The sequence below is a fragment of the Sulfitobacter sp. IGS-18 genome, assembly GCF_059628195.1.
This window is the reverse complement of sequence record NZ_CM184556.1, coordinates 1,384,789-1,408,539: the sequence shown is the minus strand read 5'-3', so window position 1 is coordinate 1,408,539 and position 23,751 is coordinate 1,384,789. Positions and strand designations below refer to the sequence as shown.

The window sequence follows — 23,751 nt, the reverse complement described above, 5'->3', positions numbered from 1 at the left end:
AAGAACAGAGATTCCGGTGCCTGTCGAAACGGACCGGTTCAGCATCCGCACGACACTTGAACCCCGCCCCTGTTCCCGTTCAGGTCAGCGGCGTTTTCCGGTTTTGAAAAACACCATCGTGGTCCAGCAGCGTCAGGCCCGGCGGCATCTTTTCGACAAGTTGGAAAACCGACAGTCTTGCCACCGCATCTAGCCCGCGCAACCAGCCCGCCTCACCAACCGTCAGGTCCAGCACCGGATGCGGCGCGGGGGCATGCCGGTTTTCGGAAACGACGCTCAGCCGGACAGACAGGCGGGTCTCCGGCGTCGGCAGGACCAGCCGCACCGCATGGGCCAAGGCCACCGCCTGCGACAGCCCCACGGCGGCGCAGACCCGGGCAGGTTGCCACTGCTCTTTGGCGGAAAATTCCAGGCTCTGCCCGGAAAGCTTGGGCCTCAGACCGAAATGCAGGGCCTCGGGCGGCATGATCAGGTCACAGGTCAGTTTGGTCCGGGTACTGCCGGGATCGACGCTCAGCCGGATCGGTGCGGGCCGATTCATCGGCGCCAACAGCTCTGCAAGCCGTTGCTGCAACAGCGCCGGACCCGTCCGCACATCCTTGCGCCAAGCCTCCAACCGTTCCAGTTCCGACAATTGATCCGACAGCCAGGCCTGGCTTGCGCCCCGCCATTTGCGCGCAACGGAAAAGCCCCGCGCGCGTCCCGGAGGTGGCACGGCGGCAAGTCCACCGTAATCCATGCGCAGGGCGTCCGGCATCTGGTGGGCAGTCACGATCTTCCCGAACTCTGCATTGAATTTATGCGCCAGCTTGGTCAACTTGCCGGTCAGCTCTTTCCTGGTTTTCTTGTCCAGGCGACCGTCCAGTTTCTCGTTGTCGCCATTTTGCCAAATCCCCTTGCGCAGATCGAACCGATAGACACGGGCGAAAGCCGGCGTGGCTGTATCATCGGATGCCTCTTCTTTGTCAGCTGAATCGTCGTCTTCTTTCGCAGGCGTATCGTCGTCTTCGGACTTCTTCGGTTCATCCTCCGCAGCCTCCTTCGCTTCGTCTTTCTCGGACACTTTCCGCGGGACGATGCGCACCTCCGGCAACGGCGGGTTCAGCCATTCGATGCTGTCAGGAAACAGGCCCGCGCGTCCCAGCCTTTTGGATGGGGAAAGGAACCGGATGCTGCCCTGCATCGGCAACACTGTATCGTCCGGCGGCGCAGTGTCGGTCATGGGTACACCTCCCCGGTCAAACGCCAGTATTGCTCTACCGTCAGTTTCGCGTCCCGCGGCGTTTCCGAAGCTTTCAGATAGCGCCCCAATGCGGCGCGGGTTTTCGGCCCCGCCAGTCCATCCACCGTGTCGTTCAGCAGCCCAAGCGCCACCAATGCGATCTGCACCCGGCGCGTGGCCTGACGATCCGTGCGCAGGTCGATCACCGTGTCAGGGGGCTGCGGGCCGGGATAACCTGCAATCGACGCTTCGGGCGGATCGCGCAACGTCTCGTCCTCCGGCGCGAAAAGCGAAGGCGGTTCCGGCGCGTGCACCGGTACCTCCTCGTCAATCGCCAGATCCGTCTGTGGCGTCGCGGACCGGGGTGCGGGGGTTGGCGCAGGGTCCGGCGTTTGCGGCGGCGATGGCGCGGGCTGATCTGCGGTCGGCGCGGCCTCTGGCACGACCGGTTCGGGCCCGTTCTCCTGCGGCATGGGGGAAACCTCGGCAAGGTCTGAGATCACCCGGTCCAGATCGACCTCGAAAAGCTCCTCTGGCGTCAGAACCAGAGCATTCCGCGCACCGTCGGCTGCCAGAACGGTCAGCAAGGTGCCGAAATCGGCTGGCCCGGTTTCCGGCTTCAGGGTCAGGAACCGGTCGCGTCCGTCGCCTGCCCGCAACTCCCCGTCCGGCGCACCGATCACGACACGCCCCGTGGCACCGCCTGCCAGGGCAAGTGTCGTCCGGTGTCTGGTCCGACCCCGCACCTCGGCTTGCGCCCGCAGCGGCGTCGCCCGTGCATCCTGCGGCGCACAGGCAATCGAGACGGCCCTGCGCGCGCCATCCGCGCCGCGGCCAAAGGCGCGCAGCCTCTCACCATGCATCATTTCAAGCCGTTCGATGGCAAAGGCATCAGGCCCCGGATCGCCCAGCCGTGCGGCACCGGTGCAAAACGGCACCGCCCCGTCGCGGGGTGCCTTCAATCCATCCACGCCTAGTACCGACACCTGGCCCCCGGCATCGGTCATCAGTGCCGCCGGGGCGTCGAACTTCAGATAATCGCCGACACCGCCGTCAGCCGACAGCAGCATCGCGCCAATGCGGGTCGGCACAGCCAGACGCAAGTCCGTCTCCCGCATCAGGTGCGGCGCGCCCGCAACGATCAGATCGGCAAAACGCCCGGCCTCGATCCCGCGCGAGATCGCGGGGCCGTTGCGTGCCACGCCGGTGGCGACCGGACCGCCGTCCAGCACCTGACGGTACTGCCAGAACCGGTCGCCGCCCAGCCAGGTGCGGCAGATTTCCACCCGCTCGGGTTTGCCATCCGCATCCAGCGCGACCGATCCGCCCGGGCCACGCAGGCACAGACGAGGGGCGCGCGTTTCGGCGTGGCGGTCGGCGGTGGCGGCGTCGATCTGCGATGGCGCGGGCACCGATGTCGGACGCGTCGCATCGAACAGCGCCAGTCCGTCACCCGGATACTGCCACCAGCCGTCCTGCCCGATCAGGTTCAGTCCGTCGGCAAACGGTCCCAGAACCCTGGTATAGCCATCAACGGAAAACCGTCCCCCCGCCAACGCCAGCGGCTCTTCGCCGATGCGCGCCTCGACAAAGGCGGCCTTGCCGGGCTGGGTGTCGGATTTGGTCCATTCCCAGGGCCGGTCCGGCCCCACCAGAACCCGCGCGGCGAAGGGATCGGGTGTCAGCGGCGTCAGCGCCCCGATATCGACGGCTGCACCGGGCGCTTCGCGAAACACCCGCCCGTCGGCGCAGCGGAACTGCACGGGGCTGCCGGGCAGGGTTTCCGTGGCATGATGACCGCCGTCCAGCCGTTCCAGCCGTTCGGGAAGACAATCCGCCAGCGCGGGCACCGGTGCCGCCGCCCGGACCAGCAACGTGTCAGGGTCCAGACGCAGTGCACCGGCGGCCAGATCATGTGCCACCAGACCCAGCGGCGTTACCCGGTCCAACCCGCCAGCCTGCGCGGCGGTCCCGGTGCGCCCGGTCACGAACCCCCGGGTGACATCAATCTGCGGCAGCCCCCCGACCCAGGCCATGGCGCGCCATAGGTCGTCGCGCCACCGTAACTGATAGGATTGCGCCAGCAGGCCGACGACCAGCCGCATCCGCGCGCGGTCGATGATCCAGGTGCCGCGATCTGCCGCCTGCACGCCCTCGGCCAGCGGTGTGGCGATGGGCACCCATCGGCCCTGCGCCTGGCGCTCGTTCACCGCGCCGCCGGACCCCAGCAGATAGACCCCGCCCTGCACCACACGCCCCTGCCCCAGGTTCAGCGCCCCGGTCCGGCAGTGCAATCCGGCCCATCCGCCTGCGTCGCGGGGCAGCGCGATCAGCTGTCCCTGATCGCGCAGGTGGCGGCCGTCTTCCCACAATTCGATCCGCGTGCCGCCGCAGGTGGTCTGCCCGCGCAGCACGTCATGCGGCCAGCGGCCCCGGAGACGGGTCGAAATCGTCAGGCTGCCCCTCCCGGCAAGCTTGTAAACCCCGGCAATATCGCCATCCGACTTTCGCCATGACCACAGCTCGGTTTCCACCACGCGGCGTTCGCTCAGCGACAGGGCGCTGATGCAGGGCACGAAGGCTGCGGCAGCCGCCTTGCGTTCCGCACAGCCGCCATCGCGCCCGCCAATCAGAATACGGTCCGGGGTGGCATGGGGCAGACCGACAGCGGCGATCGCTTCGGCGGGTGCATTTGGTGTCGTGTTGCGGGCTATGTCCATAATCGCGGTCTGCATGGTGCCGTCCGGCCCCAACCGGCGCAATCCGAACCGGGTGCCCAGATAGACCGCCTGACGGTCCGCGTGCAACGCCGTGGCGACGTCGAAGGGGAATTTCTCGCCGCTGCGCCAGGCGAAAGACGCCCGCCGCGACGCCCCGGTCAGCGTCTCGACCGTGCGATATGCCGCGTTCCCGGCCGGGGCCGCGTTAACTGTCAGCTCAAACTGCGCAGTGTTGATGGCCTTGCGCCGCTCCCAGGGCGCACGTCCGACCCCTGCGGCAGCCCGCCAGTGCTGCGCGACGCTGTCCCAGACATCAGTCACCGCGCCGCCGGACCGGGCGAAAAACAGGTTGGGCTGGCCGACCTCAGGCACCATGTCGAACACCGCGCCGGGGGGCGTTTGCGTGACCGCTTTGCCCGGATCGCTCAGTTCGGCAGCCCGGCGCAACACGTGGGTTCCAAGGCCGGTCGCCAGCAGGACCGTGTCGCGGTCGCCGGTCAGGGTCTGCAATTGGTCGATGTCAAAGGCCAGCCCGGTGCCGGAGGTTTTCCAGGGCGCGTCAGGTGCTGCCGCGATCACCAGCCCGCGCGCATCAATCCGCCATGTCGCCCCCTCGATCTGCGCCGCGATGCGCGCCACCGTGGGGTCCCCCGGCAGAGGCGTCCAGCCCGCCATGCCGCCCATGGGTCGGCTGAACCACCGGTCCGCAGCCAGCAAAACCCGATCACCTCCTGTCTGCAGCACGCGTGCCACTCGACCGGTACCGGGGCCGGGGTCGAACCCGTCCAGCGCGCTGGCCGACACCAGCCCCATCGCGCTGGCCAGCGTGATCTGCGGGCCGAACCAGCCGACCGCATGCCGCAGATCGAACAGAAACCCCTGGGCGGCAAACACCGGATCGACACCGCTGGCATCAGCGCGCCGCGCAATCGCGCTGACCTGCCGGTTGCGGAGGTTCTCCTGCACGCGCAGGCTGCCGAGGTCGATAATACGGTTGCCGCCGTCGGTCTGGGCCGCACCCGTCACCGGGTCGATCCCCTTGGCCTCGGACAGCAGGAACCGCCCCTTGTCCAGCGCCACCACATCGGCTGCACCCGCCGCGCTGATCAATAACGCACCGTTCGTATCCTTCGGGATGTGCCAAAGACCAAAGCGATTGATCCATGCGTGACCCTCCCCCCCCGGTCCGGTCATCGACGCACGGCCCGGATGCATCGGCAGCGCAATACCTTCGGGCAGCGCCTCGTCGGCGGGCATCAGAATAGGCTTCCTGTCAGGCCCCTGAAACCGGATCATTTCCGTCTCCCGGTCCCATCCGATCCACCCGTGATCCCAAGCATTCCAGCGCGCAAGGCGGTTCGATACCGATGCCCGCGACTCGTAGCTGCGCATCCCGGTAAGCACCGAAACCGCATTTTCCAACCGGGCCGGGGCCAGTTCGCTCCTGCCGTCGTGCGCAACGGTCCAGCGCGCCACCTCGGCCTTGGCCGATGGAATCCCAGCTGGCCGCCGGAATGAAGCGACCACACCGTCCCGCAGCGTCAGAACCGGTTGCGGATCGGCAGATTGCGTCACCGTTGCGTTATCGAACAGCAAATCGGGAGCGGCGGCATCGGAGAGGCCGCGCAACGGGCCAAGCGTGATGGCGTCAAAAGCCACGTCAAAGCGCCGCCGGTAACAGGGCAGCTCAAGGCCGGTTCGGTCGCCGGCGCTGCACCGTGCCAGCGTCCAGCCCTGCACCTTGCCATCGGCGTATTGCACATAGAACGTCAGCGCGACCGCAAGATCAGAATAACGGGACGGAACAGCAAATACGCGGTGGATCGGCTCGAAAGCTGGCAGCGCAGGCGCATCGTCCAGCACCTTGCCCTCGACCACCGGCACCCCGGCCGCGTCCAACCCCGCCGGGACTCCGCCCCGCACCCAGTCGTAGCCGGGGCTCTGAAGCACGTCACCGTCCGCCGTCGCGAAGGGCACGTCGCGCCCCTCAGCCGTGATCCGGCGCAGCCTGTCGCCCTGCGCCAATATCAACCCCACGCCATCAGCGCCGATCTGATCGACATCAACGGCCAGCAGCGCCGCCTGATCGTCGCGCACCCGGTACAATGCGCCCGACGCAGGGTCGCGCACCAGTAACGTCTCGTCGTATCGATAGAATTCCGCGCCCTGCACCAACCCGGTCAGGCCCCGCACCGGCACCGGATTTCGCAGATCGACGTCAAGCCGCAGCAGATCGTTTCCAAGCTGCATATAAAGGGCGTTGCCCACCCTCACAGCAGCCTCAAGCGTCACCGGATCATAGCTCAGCGGCGCAGACAGCACAGGTTTGCAGGTCTCGGGTGTGGCCTTACCCGGTATAACATCGCAGGCATGCAGGCTGCCGTCCGCCGTGACCCGCCACAGGACCGCGCCATCACTGGACAGTCCCCAGGTACGGTCGGTGCCCGGCGTATGGTGAAACGCCAGCTGCGCTAGCGTTCCGTTGAGCCCCGCCAGATCGTAACCCTGCGGCAGGATGTGCACAGCAGCGGGTGCCGACATATCGTCACCTTCGACAAACGCCACGGTCGCGCCAACCATCAACGGCGTGGCCTTGACCGCCGATCCGAGGGCATAGCGCAGCCGCCCGGTCAGCCGCGCCGATCCGGGATCGCCGAACGCGATGCCGGATCGCGCGCCGACGGCGATCAATCCCTCGCGGGCCGCGATGTCCTCGATCTCGCTTGCGGGGGTGTCGATCCGCGCCAGCGATACGGTTTGCAAAACGCGCAGATCGACATCCTCGCCCGCAGCGGTCCAGGTTCCGCCAAGGCTGCGTCCGTCGCGCAACCACACCGTAACCCGCGCACGCCCGTCCACCGGATCGGTCACATCGACCTCGACTACTTCGCTTATGGCCCCGGCTGGAAACTGCAACGGATAGGTTTTCCATCGCCGCGCCCCGGCATCATAGGTCCAAAGGGCGCTGTAGGTGCTGAACAGCAACCCGTTGCCGTTCTGCACGACACCGCGCAGGTCGTCCATGACCGGGCCGGTGTTGGGCCTGCCCAGCCGGCTCTCCAACTTGCCCGCGCTCCAGACCGCGAGGTCTCCGCCAGGTCCCAGCAGCGCCGCCTGCCCGGTCCCGGCGTTGTAGGCGGCGGATCGGACGTTGAAATCCTGCGCCCAGCCGACTGGATATTCGGGCACAGCGCAACTTTCGATCGGGACCAGATCCGACAGCGCCACCGTGCGCAGCACGCTGCGGGAAACCGCGATCAGATGGGTCGGCGTGATGTGATAGCGTCCGCCGTCGGGCAAGACCAGCGCATCCGCCGCCACCCAGCGCCGCTGCTGCGGAACATACAGACCGACACCGCTGTCGGTCGCGGCGAGGACGCGGCCATCGGGCAAGGCGGCGACATCCCGCACGGCTCCGGCAGGCGCGGGCGCGCCAAAGAAGGTACAGACAGGGGTCGCATCCGGCGTGCGGAAATGAACCGCCAGACGGCCTCCGATACCGTCGCGCGCCACGGCGAGGAACCCGTCACCGGTGCGAAAGGCGCTTTCGACGAAGGCCCCCGTCATCGGCTCTTCGCCGTACATCAGACGCCCCCCCGACAGCCACACCGGCAGGCCGTTCCAGATGTCGACCACCCGCACGTCCTGGGCGGCACCGCCCTGCCAGGTGGCGCGAAACGCGCTGGCCTGCGTGTCGTAGCGTTGGACACGGCCGCGGCCCGCCAGGAACAGCGCGTCGCCTTCGGCCCGCGCATCCGTGATCTGCGCCAATCCGATTTCCGCGTCCTCCCCGCGCGAGAATATCCTGTCCCAGGCGCTGTCTTCGCGCCGAAAAACCCCTCCGCCGGACCCAAGCACAAAATCCGCGCGCCCGATGGCCAGATCGCGGATCGCCTCCGACCCGGGCCCATCGACCGGCCCGGACCAGTCGCGCGCGGTCACGTCGTAGTTCCAGACCTGCGATCCGTCCGACGCAAACAGCCGGTTGGCCGTACCAGCCATGAAGCGCAGCGTGGTGTCGCCTTGCCGATCGCTGCCGATCCCTGGGATTGTCCGGGCCCCCGCGTCGCCCATGGGCGTGATCCGGTAACTGCGTCCGTCACCCGCCACGATGCGCAGCGCGTCTCTGCCCCCTTCAAGGTCGCGCAAGGGGCCGGGCAGGCGCGCCACCTGATCGACGGAAAGCGTCTGATCCGGCGCGGCACCGGCGATGGCGATGCGGTACACCGCACCCTGCCTCGGCCTGACCAACCAGAATTGCCCCGCCGCCGCGACCAGGCGCATGTCGCCCCTCTTAAACGCAGGGTCCAGCGAATCGCCGGGGATCCAGCTGTACCGCCGGTTCGCGATGTCGTGCACCAACGCCCCTGCCGGACCAAGCGCCAGCGCGGTATCGCCGACCGACGCCCCGGTCTGCAGCACCGCATCCGGAGGTGCGCCCGCATCGCGAAAGCCCAGCACCTTGTCGGCGGTCAGATCGTGCAATTCTGCCTTGTCGTTCAGACCGATCAGCCCGCCACCCGGCATCGGCATGATCTGCGTGAACGGACCCTTTCTGCCAGCCAACCGCGCCGAGACGTTCCCGGCCCGCACAGTGACGATCTCGTTGTTCATCGCGGCATGTATCCGCGCGCCACCGGTTTCCACGAAATAGCTGTCCACCGGCGCGGCGCTGAGCTGTGACCAGGATCGGCGTGTCGGGTCGTACCGGTAAATCCCGTCCTGACCGATGGTGATCAGCCGCCCGTCCTGTTCGGCGACATGGGAAATCCGCGGGGTCGTCAGATCGCCAAACAAGTTTTCTTCGCCGATCAGCGGGGTCCAGGCATCAAGCCCACGTACCTCGACCACGGCGCGGCATCCGGGCGCGACGTTGCCGGGGCACCGCCGTTCGATCACGGCCATCATGCCCCGGCTGCGGGTCTCGGTCAGATGCAGGAAAGCGGTCGCCCGGTCTTCGGACCATTCCAGCGCCGGTCTGCCCGCGCCCGCGCGCAGACGGCCCAGCCCGTTGCGCGATGCAAACCAGAACACGTCGCCTTCAGGCACGATATGAACCGAGCCCTCCTTTGCGGCGTCCAGCAGGGCCTGCTGGTCCACGGGCACGATCCATTCGGCGCGGTTCTGATCGAACAGACCCAGCCCCTCCGCCCCTGCATTGACCACCACAAACCGGCCATCGTCGCTGGCCGCCCATCCGATGACGGCCTGTTGTTGCACCGGCTTGCCGGTCAGCCCGGTCCAGGGCCGATCCGACACCAGCGTCCGCCAGCGGTTGCCGCGCTGACGTTCGGCCAGGCCGCCCCCCTCGGTCACGGCGAAAAGCGCGTCGGGGTCGGCGCACCCGGTCTGCGTCGGGTCGATCCAGCCGCAACCCGCCGACAACAGCGCCAACGGCGATTCCAGCCCGTCCTGATCCAGCGGATTGGCCCGGCTGCGCAGCACCCCGGTGACCAGGTTCACCTGCGTCAGCGTGCCATCGCGCCGCGCCACAACCACATCGCCCGCGCCATTGCCCAATGCGACACCGGCAACGAAAGGCGCGGTACCGTCGCGGAGGTTTTCAAGAATGCGCGCGTCGGGCAAGGGCCGGACGGTCGGCGGATCGAACTGCCCCGCACGGTCTTCGCTGCGGGCGATCAACCAGGCGATCCCGACCAGCAGCAATACCGTCAACGCGGCGACGGTCAGGCTGACACGGTCCACCCGCTCTGCCGGGCGGGCGTCACGCTGGCGGCGGCGCAGATCGGCCCGCTGCCGATCCGCCGAGGTCTGCCGTGCGACGTCCCAGCGCCACTTCATTGCCCGGCTCCGGTTCTGGCAAACCGCTCCGCGCGGCCCGCCCCGGCGGCTGTGGCAGACAGAACGCTGTCGAGATGCCCGGCCTGCGGGCGGGTTTGCATCGCGGCGGTTTCGATCAGTGCCGCCCAGGTTTCAAAGTCGATCAGCCGTTCGGCGGTATGAAGCCGCGCCGCCAGATCGCCAGCCGCCTGCGCCGCCCGACCCGTCGCCCAAAGATCGAGGAAGATCACGCCCTGCGCCCCTGCGGTGCCGTCCGCCGCCCGGCTCGCAAACCGCAATACGATACAAGCAAGCTGCACCGGCGTCGTCTCCGCCAAGGCCAGCGGCTTGCCCAGCACGGCGGCCTGCATCGTCGCGTTTGTCTGTAACAGCTCTGCGCCGGCCTCGCGCGCCATGCCGGTCGCGGTGGCGGTCTGTTCGCGGAACACCGCCCCCAGCGCTGCGACATCGCGCGCGGCGATCCGCGCGGATGCGGCCTCTGCGTCACGCCAAATGATTTCGTCAAGCCGGGCAAAATCCTCCTTCAGGGGGCCGGAGCGCCAGTCGCTGCGCCCGGCGACCTGCGCCAGCACAACCACCTCCAGCGCGGCAAGATACCCCTGCGGCGTCGGCCCTTCGAGCCGCAAGCGGGCCGAGGCCAGCACCTCCAGCCCGGCGCAGGTGCCGGGCGGCAGGGCCTTCATCCCGGTCTCCCGGCCGCGCGTGGCACGGTCCCATCCGGCGAAGAAAGCCTCCTCGATGACCCGCCGCATGAAACCCCGGTAGCCGCCACCGGGCCCAGTGCCCGAGGCCGTTTGCCGCACCCATTTGCCCCCGTCGCCCCGCAACCGCGACGGACGCCAGCCGATCAGGACCCAGGTCAGGTATCCGCGCCCGATCAGCGCCAGAATGGCGGCGCGGTGTATGGCCCGGACCGGGCCGTGACGGCTGAGCCATTCGACCAGCAGCACCGCGGCGATCACCGTAGTCGGCACCAGCCACAACAGCGCATAAGGAAACATGGCCGTCCAGAATTGCCCCTTGAGCGGCAGATATACCTGGTCGTGCAGCCAATAGACCGGCACGAACGGACCATCGGTCGCAAAGCTGCGCCGGGCAACCGCAAGGATCAATCCGGTGACGACACCGGCGCACAGCAGCGCGATGCCCCACCGCCGCATCAGCGGGCGTTCGCGCCCCTCAGGCAGATGCTGCGCGATCCTTCGCATCCGCGATCGCCCGGGGCCGCGGATCGGCGGCGCATGGGGGCCATCCTGCCGGGTCACGACTGCACATCCCCGGCCGGAGCCGCAGGTGCACTGGGGTCGGCAGGCTGACCCGGCAGCGGCAGAAAGTCCGTCAGCCAGTCACGGAAGTACCATACCCCCCAAACCACCCCCGCGAGGATCACAAGACCGAGCATGATCAGGCCATACCGCCGCAGCAGCGCCAGCAGCAGTTCTGCCAGCAGCACAAGGCGGAGGCGGAACACTGCACCGGCAATGCCCCGGCGGGACCGGATCGCATTGTGCTGCGCCGCGCGGTAGCGCGCAGAAAGGCTGAATGTCGCAGTGCCGAGTCGCTCTGCCGCGTGCCGCAGGCGTTTCCGGGCGTGCAGGATGGGCGTCCGCGCGGGCAGGTCGCGCTGCAACGCCTGCACTGCAAGTGGCAGCAGCCTATCAAGCCGCTGCAAATCCGCTCGCAGATCGACGGTTTCCGCTTCCTTTGGCGCTTGCGTTTCTGGCTTCTCTGTCACCTGCGGCCCCAATCGCGTATCCGGTCAAGCCGCGCGCGCAGGGCCTCGATGCGCCGCTCGGCCTGCTCAAGATGTTTTTCGCCCAGGACGATCTCGGCCTGGATGCGGTCGGCGAAAACCTTGCGCTCGCGGGTCATCGCGGCGTCATGACCTGCCAGCATTTTGGGCGCCTGCGCCCCGGCGGACAGCGCGCTTGCCGCCAGTGTCATAGTGGTTTCAAGTGATCGCATGTACCGGTCGGCCTCGCCGAGATAGCGGTGAATGTCGGCGATCCGGTCAGCGCTGCGCTCCATATCCCGGATCAGATCGCCCAGCAGCCCCGCCGCCGTGCCTTCCACCTCTGACAGCGCCCCGTCCCAGGCTCCCTCGACCTCGCCGGTGGTATCGCGCAACTGCTCGGCCATGATCTCGGCGAAATGGCCCTCATAGAGGTTGGCGGCCACATCGGCCAGTTGCGCTCGGTCGACGGCATTGGGGCCGCGCACTTGCAGATAGTCGTTCAGCCACGGCAGATGCTGACGCACCGGCGCAAAGGTGCGCGCATCGAGGTATTCGACCTCCAGCCGCAGCATGGGATCGGGCGACGGCGAAAACAGGAACATCTGCACATCCCCGGTTTCGTCCCTGTCGGGCTTCGGCAGCTCGTCGAACAGATTGCCCAAGATAAGTTGCAGCGTCTCGTCCACGTCGCCGCCAAAATGCGCCAGCGACGGCGCGAGGAAATGCCCGGCAGGCACAAAGACCTGTGTGCGGGTCTCTCGGATCTGCCGCGCATGGGCGACGAAGGGTTCCAGCCAATAGGCGATGCTGCGGTCCTCGGTCCGCGCGCGCCAGGTGGCCTCCAGCACCTCCAGGTTCAGATCGGCAGGATCGTACCTGAGGTAATGGGCAGGCTCCACGCGCCCCGCCGAATGACCGGCGGCATAATGCAGAGCCGATTCCGGATCGGCCACGATGCCGGGCGGCAATCGGCGCAACGCGTCGATCATGGCGGGCAATTGCGCGTCGGAAAACCGCAGCAGGCGGGTCTGCGGGGCACCCAGCCGGGTGATTTCGGCGATGCGTTCTTCCAGCGCCTCGATCTGCGCCCGCAGGGTTGCGATGCCGCCGTCCGGCCCGCCACCGCGGCGCACCGGCACCAGCGCCACCTCATAACCGACACGGTGCCCCTGATCGGCGATCTTGCGGGCCAGTTCCGCGTGTGCCGTCGTGTCGGGCAGCATCTCCATCGTCTTCAGATCGAAGGGTTGTATCGGCGGGCTGTCCTGCGCCATCTCCGATACGGCATGCAGCGCAGGTTCGGGATCGCCCAGGGCAAAGAGTTTCGCGCCCGCCCCGTCGTCGGGCAGAAAGGCGAACTGCGCGGCCTCTGGCGTGTCGGTGCCGACAGAAAGGATCACGGCAAGGTCGCGCACCATTTCATCGTCGGGTTGTCTGGCACCATGCGGCAGCCACAACGTGCTGCTGCCAACCTCGCAGGGGGCCATGAACCGCACGTCCGGGTCGATATCGCCCCGCGCGAAATAGGTTGAAACGCTGCCCATCAGCTCCACCGAATCGTCAAGGAAGACCGCGCAGACGCTGGCCGACGCCCCGGCATCGCCTAAAAGGACAAATTCGGCGTTGCGCCCCCGCCGCACGATGTCGGCAAAGGACTGCGCGGCGCGGTCGGCGGTATAGCCGTCGAACAGCACCAGCGCTCTGGGCGATGCGCCCAGTTCGCGCAGGCGGGCGCCGGTGATGCAGGCCAGCGCCACCGCGGCCAGCGCGGGTGCCAGCATCTGCCGTGCGCCCCGGTCGGGCGTCGAGGATTGCGAGGCCGACCGCAGGGCCGTGCGGAACCCGCCCTCCTGTCGGACATATTCCACCAGGTTTTCCCGCAGGGTTCTGGCCCGCTCCGCGCTGACCTGGGGTTGGTTGCGGTGAACCGGCAGGAAAATCTGGTGCCGGTCGTCCTGACCAAGGGCGATGCATATCCCCATTGCGACGGCATCGGCCCATTCGCCACTGTCGACAATGCGCGACAGGACCCGCAGGATCACTCTGGCCCCGACCGGCTGCATGGCATAGGCCGGTCCGATGTTGCGGGTCGGATCAGCCATGCACGGCCTCGATCACTTCGTCCTGCACCCACAGCGACAGCAGGCCGATCAGCCGTGCAAGCGCCGCCTTGACATCGCCGTCGTCCTCCAGCAGCAGGGTCTGCGGTTGGCGGTCGCGGTCGGACACCACGGTAAAGCCCTGGCCGGGATCCAGCCTGCCGGGCACCAGCACCATCGCAGCGTGCACGTGCCGGGCCTGATCCAGCCCCATCCCGGCGATGATGGCGCGGCGGTCGGCGGACCAGTCGGGCACCCGGAATTCGCCGACGCGCGGTTCCGCCGGACAGACCTGCAACACGAAGACGACGCCGTAGTCCGACAGGACGATCTGCTGCGTGTCCGTTTCAGCGGCGGCACGGGCCCCCGTGGTCGCGGCGGGCTGGCGCGACGCCAGGCTGGCGGCGATCACAGCGGCGGCGACCTGCCGCGCGGCAACGGTATCCTCGGCGCTGCCCGTGGCGCTGTCGATCAGCGTATCCGGCACTTCCTCAAAGATGCGCGGTACCAGCGCCAGCCGGGTCAGGCTCTCGCGCCGCTGGTCACCGGCCAGCGCCATCGGGTCAAGCGCCGCGCGCGGTCCGAACGGCGACGCCCCGACACCGACTATCCCGTTGATCTCGGACGACAGCGAAAACCCCGCGGTCGCCAGCCCCAGGGTGCGTCGGTCGGCCCAGCCAAGTTCGGTCTGCGTCAACCGCATCGCCTCCAGCACGATCCGCAACCGGGGCATCGCGTCGATCCAGGCCGCCTTGAACACCGCCGCCGCGTCCGAACCGGGGTCGGCCACACAATAGCCAAGCGCCAGCAGATCGCGCGTCCGCCGCCGCTTTGGCGGCCGCAGGACCACGTTGAACCCTTCCTCGGCCCACATCACCAGTTGCAGGTCGCGCGGATGGACAAAGGCCGATGGCAGTGCATCCGGCAAATCTTCGAGCCGCCGACTGCGCCGCGCCCCGGTCACGCCCCCCTCCTTGGGCCGATACCCGACCCGGTCGCGGTGGGACCGGCGCATCGGCTTCATCCGCCGGTGGACCCGGACGGCGTTTTTCGGGAATTCCGGCTCGATCTCGTAGACCAGTTGCGCCAGCCGGGCCTGAACGGCCACCGGGCTGACCCCCGCCGCGCCATCGTCCGCGTGGCGCGTGACGGTCCGCTGGCCGACCCGGTAATGGCTCAGCAAGGTCACCCCGGCTGCGATCCAGAACCCCTGCCCCATCTCTTTGGGATCTGCCAGCAGACCCGCAACGCTGCGTTCAAGCAATGCTGCGTAAGCGTCATAATCGACCGCATCCTGCGCGGCATCGGTGCCCGGGCCAACCAGACAGACCATCCCGAGATGAACCGCCGAGACGCGCAGCACCGGTTCGGCGATCGTGATCCGGTAGACATCGGCAAGCCGTTTCCAGCCTTCGCTGTTGCCCAGCCGCCGATCCAGCCCGATCGCCGCCCCGGCCAGATCGTAGCCGCGCCCCCACACCGGCACGCTGGCGGGGCGCCGCGCTGTCCCAAGCTGTGCCAGCCGTTGCGCCAGCGCGGGCGTCACCGGCACATGGCGGTCCTGCATGCCCTCGAATATCGCCACAGCCGAGGTCCGCGTTTTGTCGCCCGGGTCCGGCCCCGGTGCCAACCCGTGCGCGGACCCAACCAGTCCGAATTCCAACATTCCGAATCTGTCGCTCACTGCGTGTGCTCTTTCAGCAGCATCGCCTTGAGCGAGACATCCTCCGGGTCCTCCCGCTTGGCGGAAAACCTGACGACCACATCCAGATCGCCGCGCAGAATCTCGGCCCGGTCCAGTCCTTCGGCAGCGCTGCGCAACAGACTGCGCGCCATGACCACCCCGGCCAGCTTGACCAGCCGCCGGTTCGACATTGCCGACAGGTTGTGCTTGTACATCCCGTTGACGATTTCGGTAAAATCGGCCCAGACCGGGCTGGCGCTGTCGATGCGCAATTCACCGCTGCCGGTACGTTTGTCGATATCGCCGCGCAAATGCGCCAGCGTATCCAGCAGGCTGCCCCAGTCCGGATCGGCCTTCAGTTCGGTGGCATGTGTCTCTGACCAGCCCGCCTTGACCAGATCGCGGATGTCGGCGGTTCGTACGCCTTCGTGCACGACATTGTGCATCCAGCAGCACAAAAGAAACCGGTCGAACACCGCTTCCAGCCCCGGTTCGGTCGGCACGTGGTTGGTGGCGGAAAACATCAGGTCCAGATTGGTCGGCACCGGCTCACCCCGGTCATGGAACATGCGTTCGTTCATGAAGGTCAGCAGCGAATTCAAAATCGCGCTGGAGGCGTTGAACACCTCATCGAGGAACACCACCCGCGCCTTCTGCATCATGTTCGTGTCGATGCGGACCATTCCATCGCCCTTCTGCAACTTCGTGAGGTCATAGAACCCGAACAACTCGCTGGGTTCGGTGAACTGCGTCAGCAAGTATTCGAAATAATCCTCCTTGCGGACATCCTTGGCGGTCGCATGGCCGGTGATCGTGCCGTCGCTGACCAGTCCCAGCAGGTGGCAGAACGACCGAACCAGCCGCGATTTCGCGGTTCCGGGGGGGCCGATCATCACCATCGCCTCGCCCGTCAGCGCGGCAAGCAGAACGCAATCCACCGCCTCGTCCATATCGTGGAACCGGGATTTCAACACATCGCCGACCGCGTTGAGCTGGTCCAGCGCGCGGCGGTGGTTATTGTCCTGGTAAAGCGCCGTCAGGCCGTCTGCTTCAAACATGTCATTCTCTGGATCTGGGTTTCAGGTTTCGGCACCGATCAGGTGCCTGGCGTAGGCGGGGGCGTGCGCGTGCCAGTCGGGTCTAGCGGCGGGGTGCCGGGTCGGGGCGACCAGCGGATCCGCTCCGCCCGAGATCAGCGGCAGGCCGCGCAAATCAGTCGGCAGGGTGGCCCCCTGCCCCGCGGCGCGCATTAACACGTATTGGTCCCAGAATCCGGCCCACTCCTTTTGTCGCGCGGCCTGCACCGCCCGCGCCTCTGCCGCCGCGATGACACCTGCGCCCGCCGCATCAAACACCGCACCCTTAAACAGGTCCATCAGCAGCCAGCAGGTCTGCGGGGCCAGGCGCGGGCGCTGCGGGTCGGGCGGATGCAGGATCACCTCGCGCCGCAGAGTCCGGTGCATCGCCTGGGCCAGCCGAAGGTTGAAACCATAGGCCGCCCAGGCCTGCTCCGACAGGGCAAGCAGAATGGGCGCGCTTTCGGGGGGCACCGGCGCGCTTCGGCGGCGGAACGACCGGGCGAAGGTATCGCGCAGGCGCGCGGTGACGGAGGGCGCAATGGCAAGGCCCAGCAGATCCTGCTGGGCGGCGCTCCAGGCGCCGGGGGCGGTCATCAGCAGACGCCGCCGTGTCCGCGCCTCGATCGACGCGCGCGACCACGCATCGCGCGCCTGACCGTCGAACCACAGGCCCAGTTGCGCCTGATGCTGCGCACCGATGGGCCCCGCGGCCAGCCCGCTCGCCGGGCCAAGGCAGACCGCCAGCGCCGACAGGACCGCCGCCTGCAACGCCCCAGCGGCAAGGACCGGGTCGCGGTCCGCGCGCAGCCGGTCCAGCCGCGCCCGTTCGCGCCGCACCGGCGACGGCAGCGTCACAACCGTGTCCCCCGGTGATACAGCGAGGCCGCGAACAACATCGCCCCCAGCGCGATCAACCAGGGCCAGACCGCACGCGCCGGGGGCGTTGCCCCTTGCTGGCCGATGCGCGGGGTGCCACGGGTCAGATCAAGACCGCCCGTCAGCAGACGAACCTGCTCCAACACCTCGTGATCGGTCCCGAAACTCATTATTTCACTCAAATTATCCGTCTTGGGTGCCGCTGTCGTGGTGGCGGGGATCTGTATGGGAATAGTCTCCCTGCCACGGTCGGCGGTATCAAGCAGAAAAACACCCCTTTGCGCCTGACGGATGCCGGGCAGGCGGCTGCGTCCGACAAACTGCCCCGCAACGGTGCCGCGTTCCAGCCCGAGACCAATGGCGGTGCCATCGGGCAGCCGGATCGTGCCCGAAATCGTCGCGGGTAGCGGCGCATCGCCCAGCGCGGTGATCGTGGTGGTCAACCGGTCGCCGTCCAGCGCAAGCGCAATGTCGAAACGGTCGGGGTCCTTCCACGCTACCAGCCGGGTCAGGATGTCCTCGACCGCCGTCGGACCGCCGGGCGCGCGCGCCCATTGCGCCGGGATTGCCCCCATGAACACCCCCACCGCCAGCGGGCGCAGTTCTGCCGGGCTGAAGACCAGCATCGGATCGGGCGGCGGTTCCAGCCGTATCGCCACGATTTCGCTTTCCTCGCGCACATAGCTCAGCGCGTTGCCGTCGACCGCCATGCTCGGGCCGTAATCGGCATCGACCTGCGGCTGGCGCAACTGAAACCCACCCTCGCGCCAGAAAAAATCGCGCGGCACGGGTTTGAAGACCTCGAATTCGATCTTTCCCATCCTTTGGCCGGGGGCCAGCGTGATTTCCTGCCCGTCGGGCACATCGAAGTTGGGCAACACGATTCCGGCGACCCCGATGGTGGTGATCGAACAGATCGGTTGCTGCCGAATTTTCTGATTATATGCGTCCCCATCCCCGATAAAGAACAGATAGCAGTAGTTCCCGGTCAACGCCGCCGCTGCCGCAACGGCAGCCGCCACGTTGGTGCCGCCGCCAATCGGCAAACCGCTGACGAAGGCCTTTGCATCCCCCACTGTACTGCCCGCAGATGTGTCGCGCGCAAAGGTCGCGCGGGCCTGATCCGCAAAAGGAACGATGGTGATCGAATCCTCCGGACGCAGTTGGTCGATCAGCGCGTGTGCCGTCTGCACCGCCAGGATCGCGGAGTCACCTGACATCGACTTCGAATTGTCAATTACGATCATCACGTCGCGCTTCGGCGGGTCGGTCAGATAGACCTGCGGATCGCTGTTCACCGGAATGATGTCACCAAGCGGGGTTTGCTCCCAGTCAGACATGCGCTGCTTGTCCTCGATGCTGCCGCGCAGCGGCCCGTTCACGATGAACAACCCGGTGCCCTGCCCCGCCGCCGCAAGCATCCTGTCTGAAAACCCGGCTGGGAAATCGCCGGGCTCCTGCGCGTCGATCACCACCGCGTCGAAACCCGCCGGATCGACCGGATCGCCGGGTGCAGCGCGCAGGATCACGAAATCATCGGCGGGCGCGGCATCGACCCAGGCCGCATCGCCATAGACCAGTACCCGCGCCGGTCCGCGTACCAGAGCGAAAAGCGTCTCCTCCCGCGGCGCTGTCCGGCTGGCCTCGGGCGTGAACCGCAGGGACATGAAATTCAGCCCGCGTTCCTCGAAATCGGCGGTCAGACGCAACGCGCGCGGGGCGTCGGCGGGGGACACGGGCACCGCGCCCTGACTGCGCCCGTTGATGCTCCAGTCCAGAACGCCACCGCCCAGCACGGTCCCCCGCAGAACGGCGGGACGCCCGATCGCCTGGTCCGGCCCCAGATCATGGGCCAGCAGACCGGCCAGTGGACGGGTCGAACCGACCGGATAGGTATGGATCGGCACGCCGGCGGCAACCGCCCGGTCCAGCGCCGCCTCCAGCCGGCCCAAGGTAGCATGACCGTCAGTGACCAGCCAGACCGCCCCCGCACCCGGCCCCTGCCCGATCCACCGCAGCGCCGCCGAAAGCGCCACGCCGATGTCTGTCTGGGCCGCCGGTGCAGCGGCGTCCAGCGCGACGCCTCGCAGCGCCGCAACCGCATTCTGCACGGGCACCTCACGGGTGAGTTGTTGCACGGTTGCGCCGAATTGCCAGACATCTGCCGACCAGCCGACCAGATCCGGTGCATCGTCGAGCGAGGCCTGAAGCCGGTCCGCCGCGCCGCGCCTTGCCGCCTCCAGCGTCCCGATGCCCTCACGGCGCACGCTTTCGGAATTGTCCAGCAGGATCACCAACCGCCCGCCGGGCGGCGCGTCGGCGATCCGCCGCGCTTCGGGCAATCCGGCGGCTGCCCCCAGCAAAAGCGCGGCAGGGATCGCCAGCCCGCCACAGACCGTGCCCCACAGGCCGGGTCGGGCCACCACCAGCCAGATCACGGTCGCCAGGCCCACGGCCACGGCGACGCCGCCCGCCAGCATCGGGGCCAGCCCGCTGGCGGCACAGTCCAGCACATGCCCCGCCACTCCAATCCCCTGGACCCAGCCGCAGATCATCACGCCTGATCCCTTCTGCGCCACACCGGCCCGATGGCGCGGTCGATCAGCAACATCACCAGGGCGGCCAGGACATACCAAGGGGCAAGCGGGGTTTCCGCGCCAGTGCCGGACGACGCGGCCACATCAGCCGGACTGTCGGCAGGCCCGACCGATGCGGCACGTGGTGCATCGCCCAACCTTGCATAGTCGGGCGGCTCTGCCAGCGCCCTTGCCGTATCGCTTTCCGACAGCGCCTCTTGCACGATCCCGCCCTGGGCATCGCGCCAGACCGGGGTCAGCGCATCCGCCCCGCCGCCCTCAGCCACCCAGCGCAGCGCATTGAAAAAGACCACCGCCCCCAGCCGCGCCTGATCGCTATCGCCGCCCGGCACCGGCGTCGGCACGATCGCGCCCCTTGGTGTCTCGCGCACCGCAATCCAAAACGGTGCGCCCGGCAGATCCGCGCGCAGGACCGGCACAAAGCCGGGCGGCAGGGTAACACCGGCGGGCGTCGGCGGCCCGTCGGCCCAGACATCAAGGTTGAGCCCCGCCAGGATCGGGTGCTGGTGCAGAAAGGGTCCGATCTCGGTCGGGATGCCGGTCCGCCAGCCCGCGTAGGTGCCCAGAAACCGGCCCGCAGGCCAGCTTTCGGCCCGCGCCGGATCGCCGCCAGCGGTCAGCGCCTGAACCGGGGCGACCCGAATGGCGTCGGTCCCGTGCCGAGGTGCCGCGACGAACCGGGCGGGGGCAGGAAGCGCGGGCAGTTGCCAATCGACCGCCACGTTGGAAGGGTCGGAAACCTGCAAGGTGACCCGGTCATCGCCGTCGAAACCGCCCCCGGGCGCAATTTCGATGTAATGGCGACCGGCGGTGCGCACCTCGGCCTCGGCCAGCCAACCCCGGTCACGGTCCGGATCGCGGCGCACGGCAAAGTCAAGCGGCCCCTCCGGCCCCTGCCCGGTCACCGCGATTGTATCCAGGTCCGCGCCATAGACCGCGATGCGCACCGACAGTTTCGCGGCAACCCCGCTCAGACCGCCGCCCAGCAGACTGACCGCGTCGATGGCCGCGTTGGGCAATGGCGCGCCGACCTGATGCCAGATCACATGGCCCCCAAACACCGGGGCGGGCACCGGACGCGGCGCGGTGTCGGTCACGACAACCGCATGGGTGGGCACCGCACCACAACTGCCCGCGACCTGCGGCGACAGCGCCGCCAGCAACCGCCCCACCGGCGCACCGTCCCGGTCGGGCCGCGCGGGCAGGGCGGCCCCGGCATCGAGCGCCGCCAATCGTGCCCCCGCGACGACCCATTCGGTACAGGCATCCGGTGCAGCGGCGGCGATGCGCGCCGGCAGCCCCGCCAAAACGCCAAGCGCCTGATCGAACCGGGACGCGCCCGGCCCACCGACCTGCATGGAGGCCGAAGTATCCAGCACGATCCGCACCACCACGGCGCGGCTGTCCGGCGCAGCTGGCAGCGCCAGCGCCCACAGGAAAGGCGCCAGCGCCATCAAGAGCAGACCGATCACCGCCAGCCGGATCCAGAACCGCAGCGACATCAGTGGGGCCACCAGGGAAATCCGGGTCTTGGGGGCCTTGCTCTGCGGCGGCTCGGGCAACAGGGCAGCGACGGAGACACGAATGTCGCGAAAAGTCTGCTTGCGCAGATGAAACGCGACCGTGGCGACCAGCGCCCCAACCGCCAACATCCCGGCGGCCCACATCACAGGCCCACCCGCGACAGCAGCCCGTGCAGGAACGGCGCGGTTGGCAGCGTGCTTTGGAACCAGCCGTGAACCTCTTTCACCGTCGGGGCGACAGTGGCTGGCAGGGCATAGGGCAAACGCGGCCAGATCAGGCCAGGCCCCGCGATGCGCCTACGCCAGCCCCTAAGATGCGCCGCGATCCGGGCGTCCGCCTCTTGCAGGAAACCGGGCGTGACCTCGGACAGGCCATCCCGAAACCGGCGGCCCTCCTGCCCGGCCAGCCGGAACGGTCCGGCCTCAAGCGCGGCGCGCTCCATCGGCCAACTGTCGAGTTCGACCACATGAAACGTGCGGAACCCTTTTTGCGCGCTGCGGGAAAGGGCGGCGAAACGCCCCTGCTGATCGGGAAACAGCATGTCGCTGATCACCACCACCGCCGCCACCGGCGGCAGCGCGTCGATCAGCGCATCGACACGCATCTTCGGCGTTTGTTCCCAATCGGCCTGTGTCGGACGGCGCGCCAGAAGATTTGTGGCGATCTGCCGTACCCCGGCCATGCCGCGCGGGCCGTCAACCTTGTGGATCCTGGTATCATCCGGCCCGAAGAGCGTGCCGAACAGAACCTTGTCGCCCTCGGCAAGGGCGGCCTGCATGACGCATTGCGCGATCCAGAACGCGACCCGCAGTTTCTCCAGCGGCTGCGGCAAGGCCATCGCAAGACGGCAATCGACGATCAGCACCAGCGTGCGGCGTTCCTCGGCCTCGAACGCGCGCACCACCAGATCGTCGCCGTCGCCGCGCCGGGCCGACGCGGCCCAATCGACCTTTCGGATGTCGTCGCCGAACACATAGGTCCGATGTTCGCGAAACTCCATCGACTGGCCCATGCGCCGGTGCAGATGCGCGCCAAGTCCACGGCTCGGCACGGTGCGGCGCAGCGCCAGCCGCAGCCGTTCCAGGCGCCGCGCATCCAGCGGGGGCGCGACGCCAAGTTGCTGACCGTTGGCCCCCCGCGCCATCAGAGCGGGACAGTCCGAGCCGCGCTGTCGAGGGCGGCACCGAAAGCCGCGACATAGGCGGCATCTTCGGGCGCGGTCAGTCGCAGAAAATCGCGGATGTGGCTGTCATGCTGTTCCGCCTGCGACAGCTTCGAACCGGCGCGCGCCGACCCGGTGTCGTCCTCGAAATCGAAGCCGACGGTCTTGAACTTCATCCGATGCCGCAACACCGCAACCGCCACCTTGGCCAGGCTTTCGGTGGATTTTGACGCCACCTGATCGCCCTCCCCTTCTTCGATTTCGGCCACGACAGCCCAACCCAGCGTCGCCAACGTCAGCGAGGTGGCGGCGCGCGGCCCCAGCGGATAGTCGATGTGTGCGGCGTGGAAATCGCGCAGTTCGGCGATGCGCCGGTCGCTCAGACCGCTTTGGCCAAGTTGCGTCATGTCCCCGATCGATGCCAGCACGACGTTGAGGATATGTTCCTGCACCTGCTGGCTGGGCCTGTTGGCGCGCAGCGCCTTGCCGATCCTATGCAGACGCGCCATCGTCTCGTCCGGATCGAACGGTTCTTCTTCGGTGCCATCCGCATCCGGGCCCGGCAGCCCGCCGACATCCTTGGCCACGATCATTTGCAGGATATCGCGCGCGGGAAACGGCATCAGCACCTTGAAAATGAATCGGTCCAGCTGCGCCTCGGGCAGTGGATAGGTGCCTTCCTGCTCCACCGGGTTCTGTGTCGCCATCACCAGAAACGGGGTATCGACAGTGGCCCTCAGCGCGCCGCCCCCCCGCGACGGCAGGGACAGGTCAAGCGGGTGCGACAGCGCATAGCGTTGCCCCAGCACGGTCACCTGGAATTCGGCCATCGCCTCCAGCATCGCGGCCTGGGTCTTGGGGGTGGCGCGGTTGATCTCATCCGCCAGCAGCAGCTTGCAGAACAGCGGCCCCTTTTGAAATCGCAGTTCGCGGTTGCCGTCCGGCAGGCGCGTGCCGGTGATGTCCGACGGCATCAGATCGGGTGTGAACTGGATGCGCCCCACCGCCTTTTCAAAGTTGTCCTCGCCCTCCGTGCCGGTATCGACCAGCCCCAGCGCGTCGCACAAGGCGCGGATCAGGGCGGTCTTGCCCAGGCCCGGGTTGCCTTCCAGCAGGACATGCCCGCGACAGATCAACGCGATCATCAGCGCGTTGATGATGCCCGGTATCCCCTTCATCTTGCGTTCCGTGCGTTGGCGCACATCGTGCAGGAACCGGATGTCGTCGTCGTCGATGAATGTATTCGACATG

The 23,751-nt window shown here is 67.8% G+C and carries 12 protein-coding genes; all 12 read right to left on the bottom strand.

Annotated features, from left to right (window positions below; translation table 11 throughout):
• Positions 1–79: 79 nt before the first annotated feature.
• Genes ACWNZ3_RS06720 through ACWNZ3_RS06665 form a run of 12 tightly spaced genes read right to left on the bottom strand, consistent with a single transcriptional unit; the run spans position 80 to position 23,750 of the window.
• Positions 80–1,222 carry a hypothetical protein gene (locus tag ACWNZ3_RS06720; protein ID WP_496901627.1) on the bottom strand — a complete coding sequence of 381 codons (1,143 nt, stop codon included), beginning with the start codon at positions 1,220–1,222 and terminating at the stop codon, positions 80–82.
• The gene (locus ACWNZ3_RS06715; RefSeq protein WP_496901626.1) at positions 1,219–9,744 is read right to left on the bottom strand and encodes a hypothetical protein; all 8,526 of its coding nucleotides are present in this window, start codon (positions 9,742–9,744) and stop codon (positions 1,219–1,221) included. Before ACWNZ3_RS06715 ends, ACWNZ3_RS06720 begins: the two co-directional genes overlap by 4 nt.
• Positions 9,741–10,952 carry a hypothetical protein gene (locus ACWNZ3_RS06710; RefSeq protein ID WP_496901625.1) on the bottom strand — a complete coding sequence of 404 codons (1,212 nt, stop codon included), beginning with the start codon at positions 10,950–10,952 and terminating at the stop codon, positions 9,741–9,743. Before ACWNZ3_RS06710 ends, ACWNZ3_RS06715 begins: the two co-directional genes overlap by 4 nt.
• Positions 10,953–11,005: 53 nt before the next feature.
• The gene (locus tag ACWNZ3_RS06705; RefSeq protein ID WP_496901624.1) at positions 11,006–11,479 is read right to left on the bottom strand and encodes a hypothetical protein; all 474 of its coding nucleotides are present in this window, start codon (positions 11,477–11,479) and stop codon (positions 11,006–11,008) included.
• Complete coding sequence (locus tag ACWNZ3_RS06700; protein ID WP_496901623.1) at positions 11,476–13,581, bottom strand: hypothetical protein; 2,106 nt, start codon at positions 13,579–13,581, stop codon at positions 11,476–11,478. The genes ACWNZ3_RS06705 and ACWNZ3_RS06700 overlap by 4 nt, the downstream gene beginning before the upstream one ends.
• The gene (locus tag ACWNZ3_RS06695) at positions 13,574–15,262 is read right to left on the bottom strand and encodes a hypothetical protein (protein ID WP_496901622.1); all 1,689 of its coding nucleotides are present in this window, start codon (positions 15,260–15,262) and stop codon (positions 13,574–13,576) included. The genes ACWNZ3_RS06700 and ACWNZ3_RS06695 overlap by 8 nt, the downstream gene beginning before the upstream one ends.
• Positions 15,259–16,320, bottom strand: a complete 1,062-nt coding sequence (locus ACWNZ3_RS06690) for an AAA family ATPase (RefSeq protein ID WP_496901621.1) — start codon at positions 16,318–16,320, stop codon at positions 15,259–15,261. Before ACWNZ3_RS06690 ends, ACWNZ3_RS06695 begins: the two co-directional genes overlap by 4 nt.
• Before the next feature lie 21 nt (positions 16,321–16,341).
• Positions 16,342–17,196 carry a hypothetical protein gene (locus ACWNZ3_RS06685; RefSeq protein ID WP_496901620.1) on the bottom strand — a complete coding sequence of 285 codons (855 nt, stop codon included), beginning with the start codon at positions 17,194–17,196 and terminating at the stop codon, positions 16,342–16,344.
• Positions 17,193–19,772, bottom strand: coding sequence for a VWA domain-containing protein (locus ACWNZ3_RS06680; protein WP_496901619.1), 2,580 nt, complete (start codon positions 19,770–19,772; stop codon positions 17,193–17,195). Before ACWNZ3_RS06680 ends, ACWNZ3_RS06685 begins: the two co-directional genes overlap by 4 nt.
• Positions 19,772–21,466 carry a hypothetical protein gene (locus tag ACWNZ3_RS06675; protein WP_496901618.1) on the bottom strand — a complete coding sequence of 565 codons (1,695 nt, stop codon included), beginning with the start codon at positions 21,464–21,466 and terminating at the stop codon, positions 19,772–19,774. Before ACWNZ3_RS06675 ends, ACWNZ3_RS06680 begins: the two co-directional genes overlap by 1 nt.
• A gap of 14 nt (positions 21,467–21,480) precedes the next feature.
• The gene (locus ACWNZ3_RS06670; RefSeq protein ID WP_496901617.1) at positions 21,481–22,482 is read right to left on the bottom strand and encodes a DUF58 domain-containing protein; all 1,002 of its coding nucleotides are present in this window, start codon (positions 22,480–22,482) and stop codon (positions 21,481–21,483) included.
• A complete protein-coding gene (locus ACWNZ3_RS06665) occupies positions 22,482–23,750 on the bottom strand; it encodes an AAA family ATPase (protein ID WP_496901616.1) in 1,269 nt (422 codons plus the stop codon). Before ACWNZ3_RS06665 ends, ACWNZ3_RS06670 begins: the two co-directional genes overlap by 1 nt.
• Position 23,751: the final 1 nt, after the last annotated feature.

What these genes read in the sequence shown, in the direction of transcription:
- ACWNZ3_RS06720 (WP_496901627.1), bottom strand. Translation starts at nt 1,222, where the DNA reads ATGACCGACACTGCGCCGCCGGACGATACAGTGTTGCCGATGCAGGGC.
- ACWNZ3_RS06715 (WP_496901626.1), bottom strand. Translation starts at nt 9,744, where the DNA reads ATGAAGTGGCGCTGGGACGTCGCACGGCAGACCTCGGCGGATCGGCAG.
- ACWNZ3_RS06710 (WP_496901625.1), bottom strand. Translation starts at nt 10,952, where the DNA reads ATGCGAAGGATCGCGCAGCATCTGCCTGAGGGGCGCGAACGCCCGCTG.
- ACWNZ3_RS06700 (WP_496901623.1), bottom strand. Translation starts at nt 13,581, where the DNA reads ATGGCTGATCCGACCCGCAACATCGGACCGGCCTATGCCATGCAGCCG.
- ACWNZ3_RS06690 (WP_496901621.1), bottom strand. Translation starts at nt 16,320, where the DNA reads ATGTTTGAAGCAGACGGCCTGACGGCGCTTTACCAGGACAATAACCAC.
- ACWNZ3_RS06680 (WP_496901619.1), bottom strand. Translation starts at nt 19,772, where the DNA reads ATGATCTGCGGCTGGGTCCAGGGGATTGGAGTGGCGGGGCATGTGCTG.
- ACWNZ3_RS06675 (WP_496901618.1), bottom strand. Translation starts at nt 21,466, where the DNA reads ATGTTGGCGGTTGGGGCGCTGGTCGCCACGGTCGCGTTTCATCTGCGC.
- ACWNZ3_RS06670 (WP_496901617.1), bottom strand. Translation starts at nt 22,482, where the DNA reads ATGGCGCGGGGGGCCAACGGTCAGCAACTTGGCGTCGCGCCCCCGCTG.
- ACWNZ3_RS06665 (WP_496901616.1), bottom strand. Translation starts at nt 23,750, where the DNA reads ATGTCGAATACATTCATCGACGACGACGACATCCGGTTCCTGCACGAT.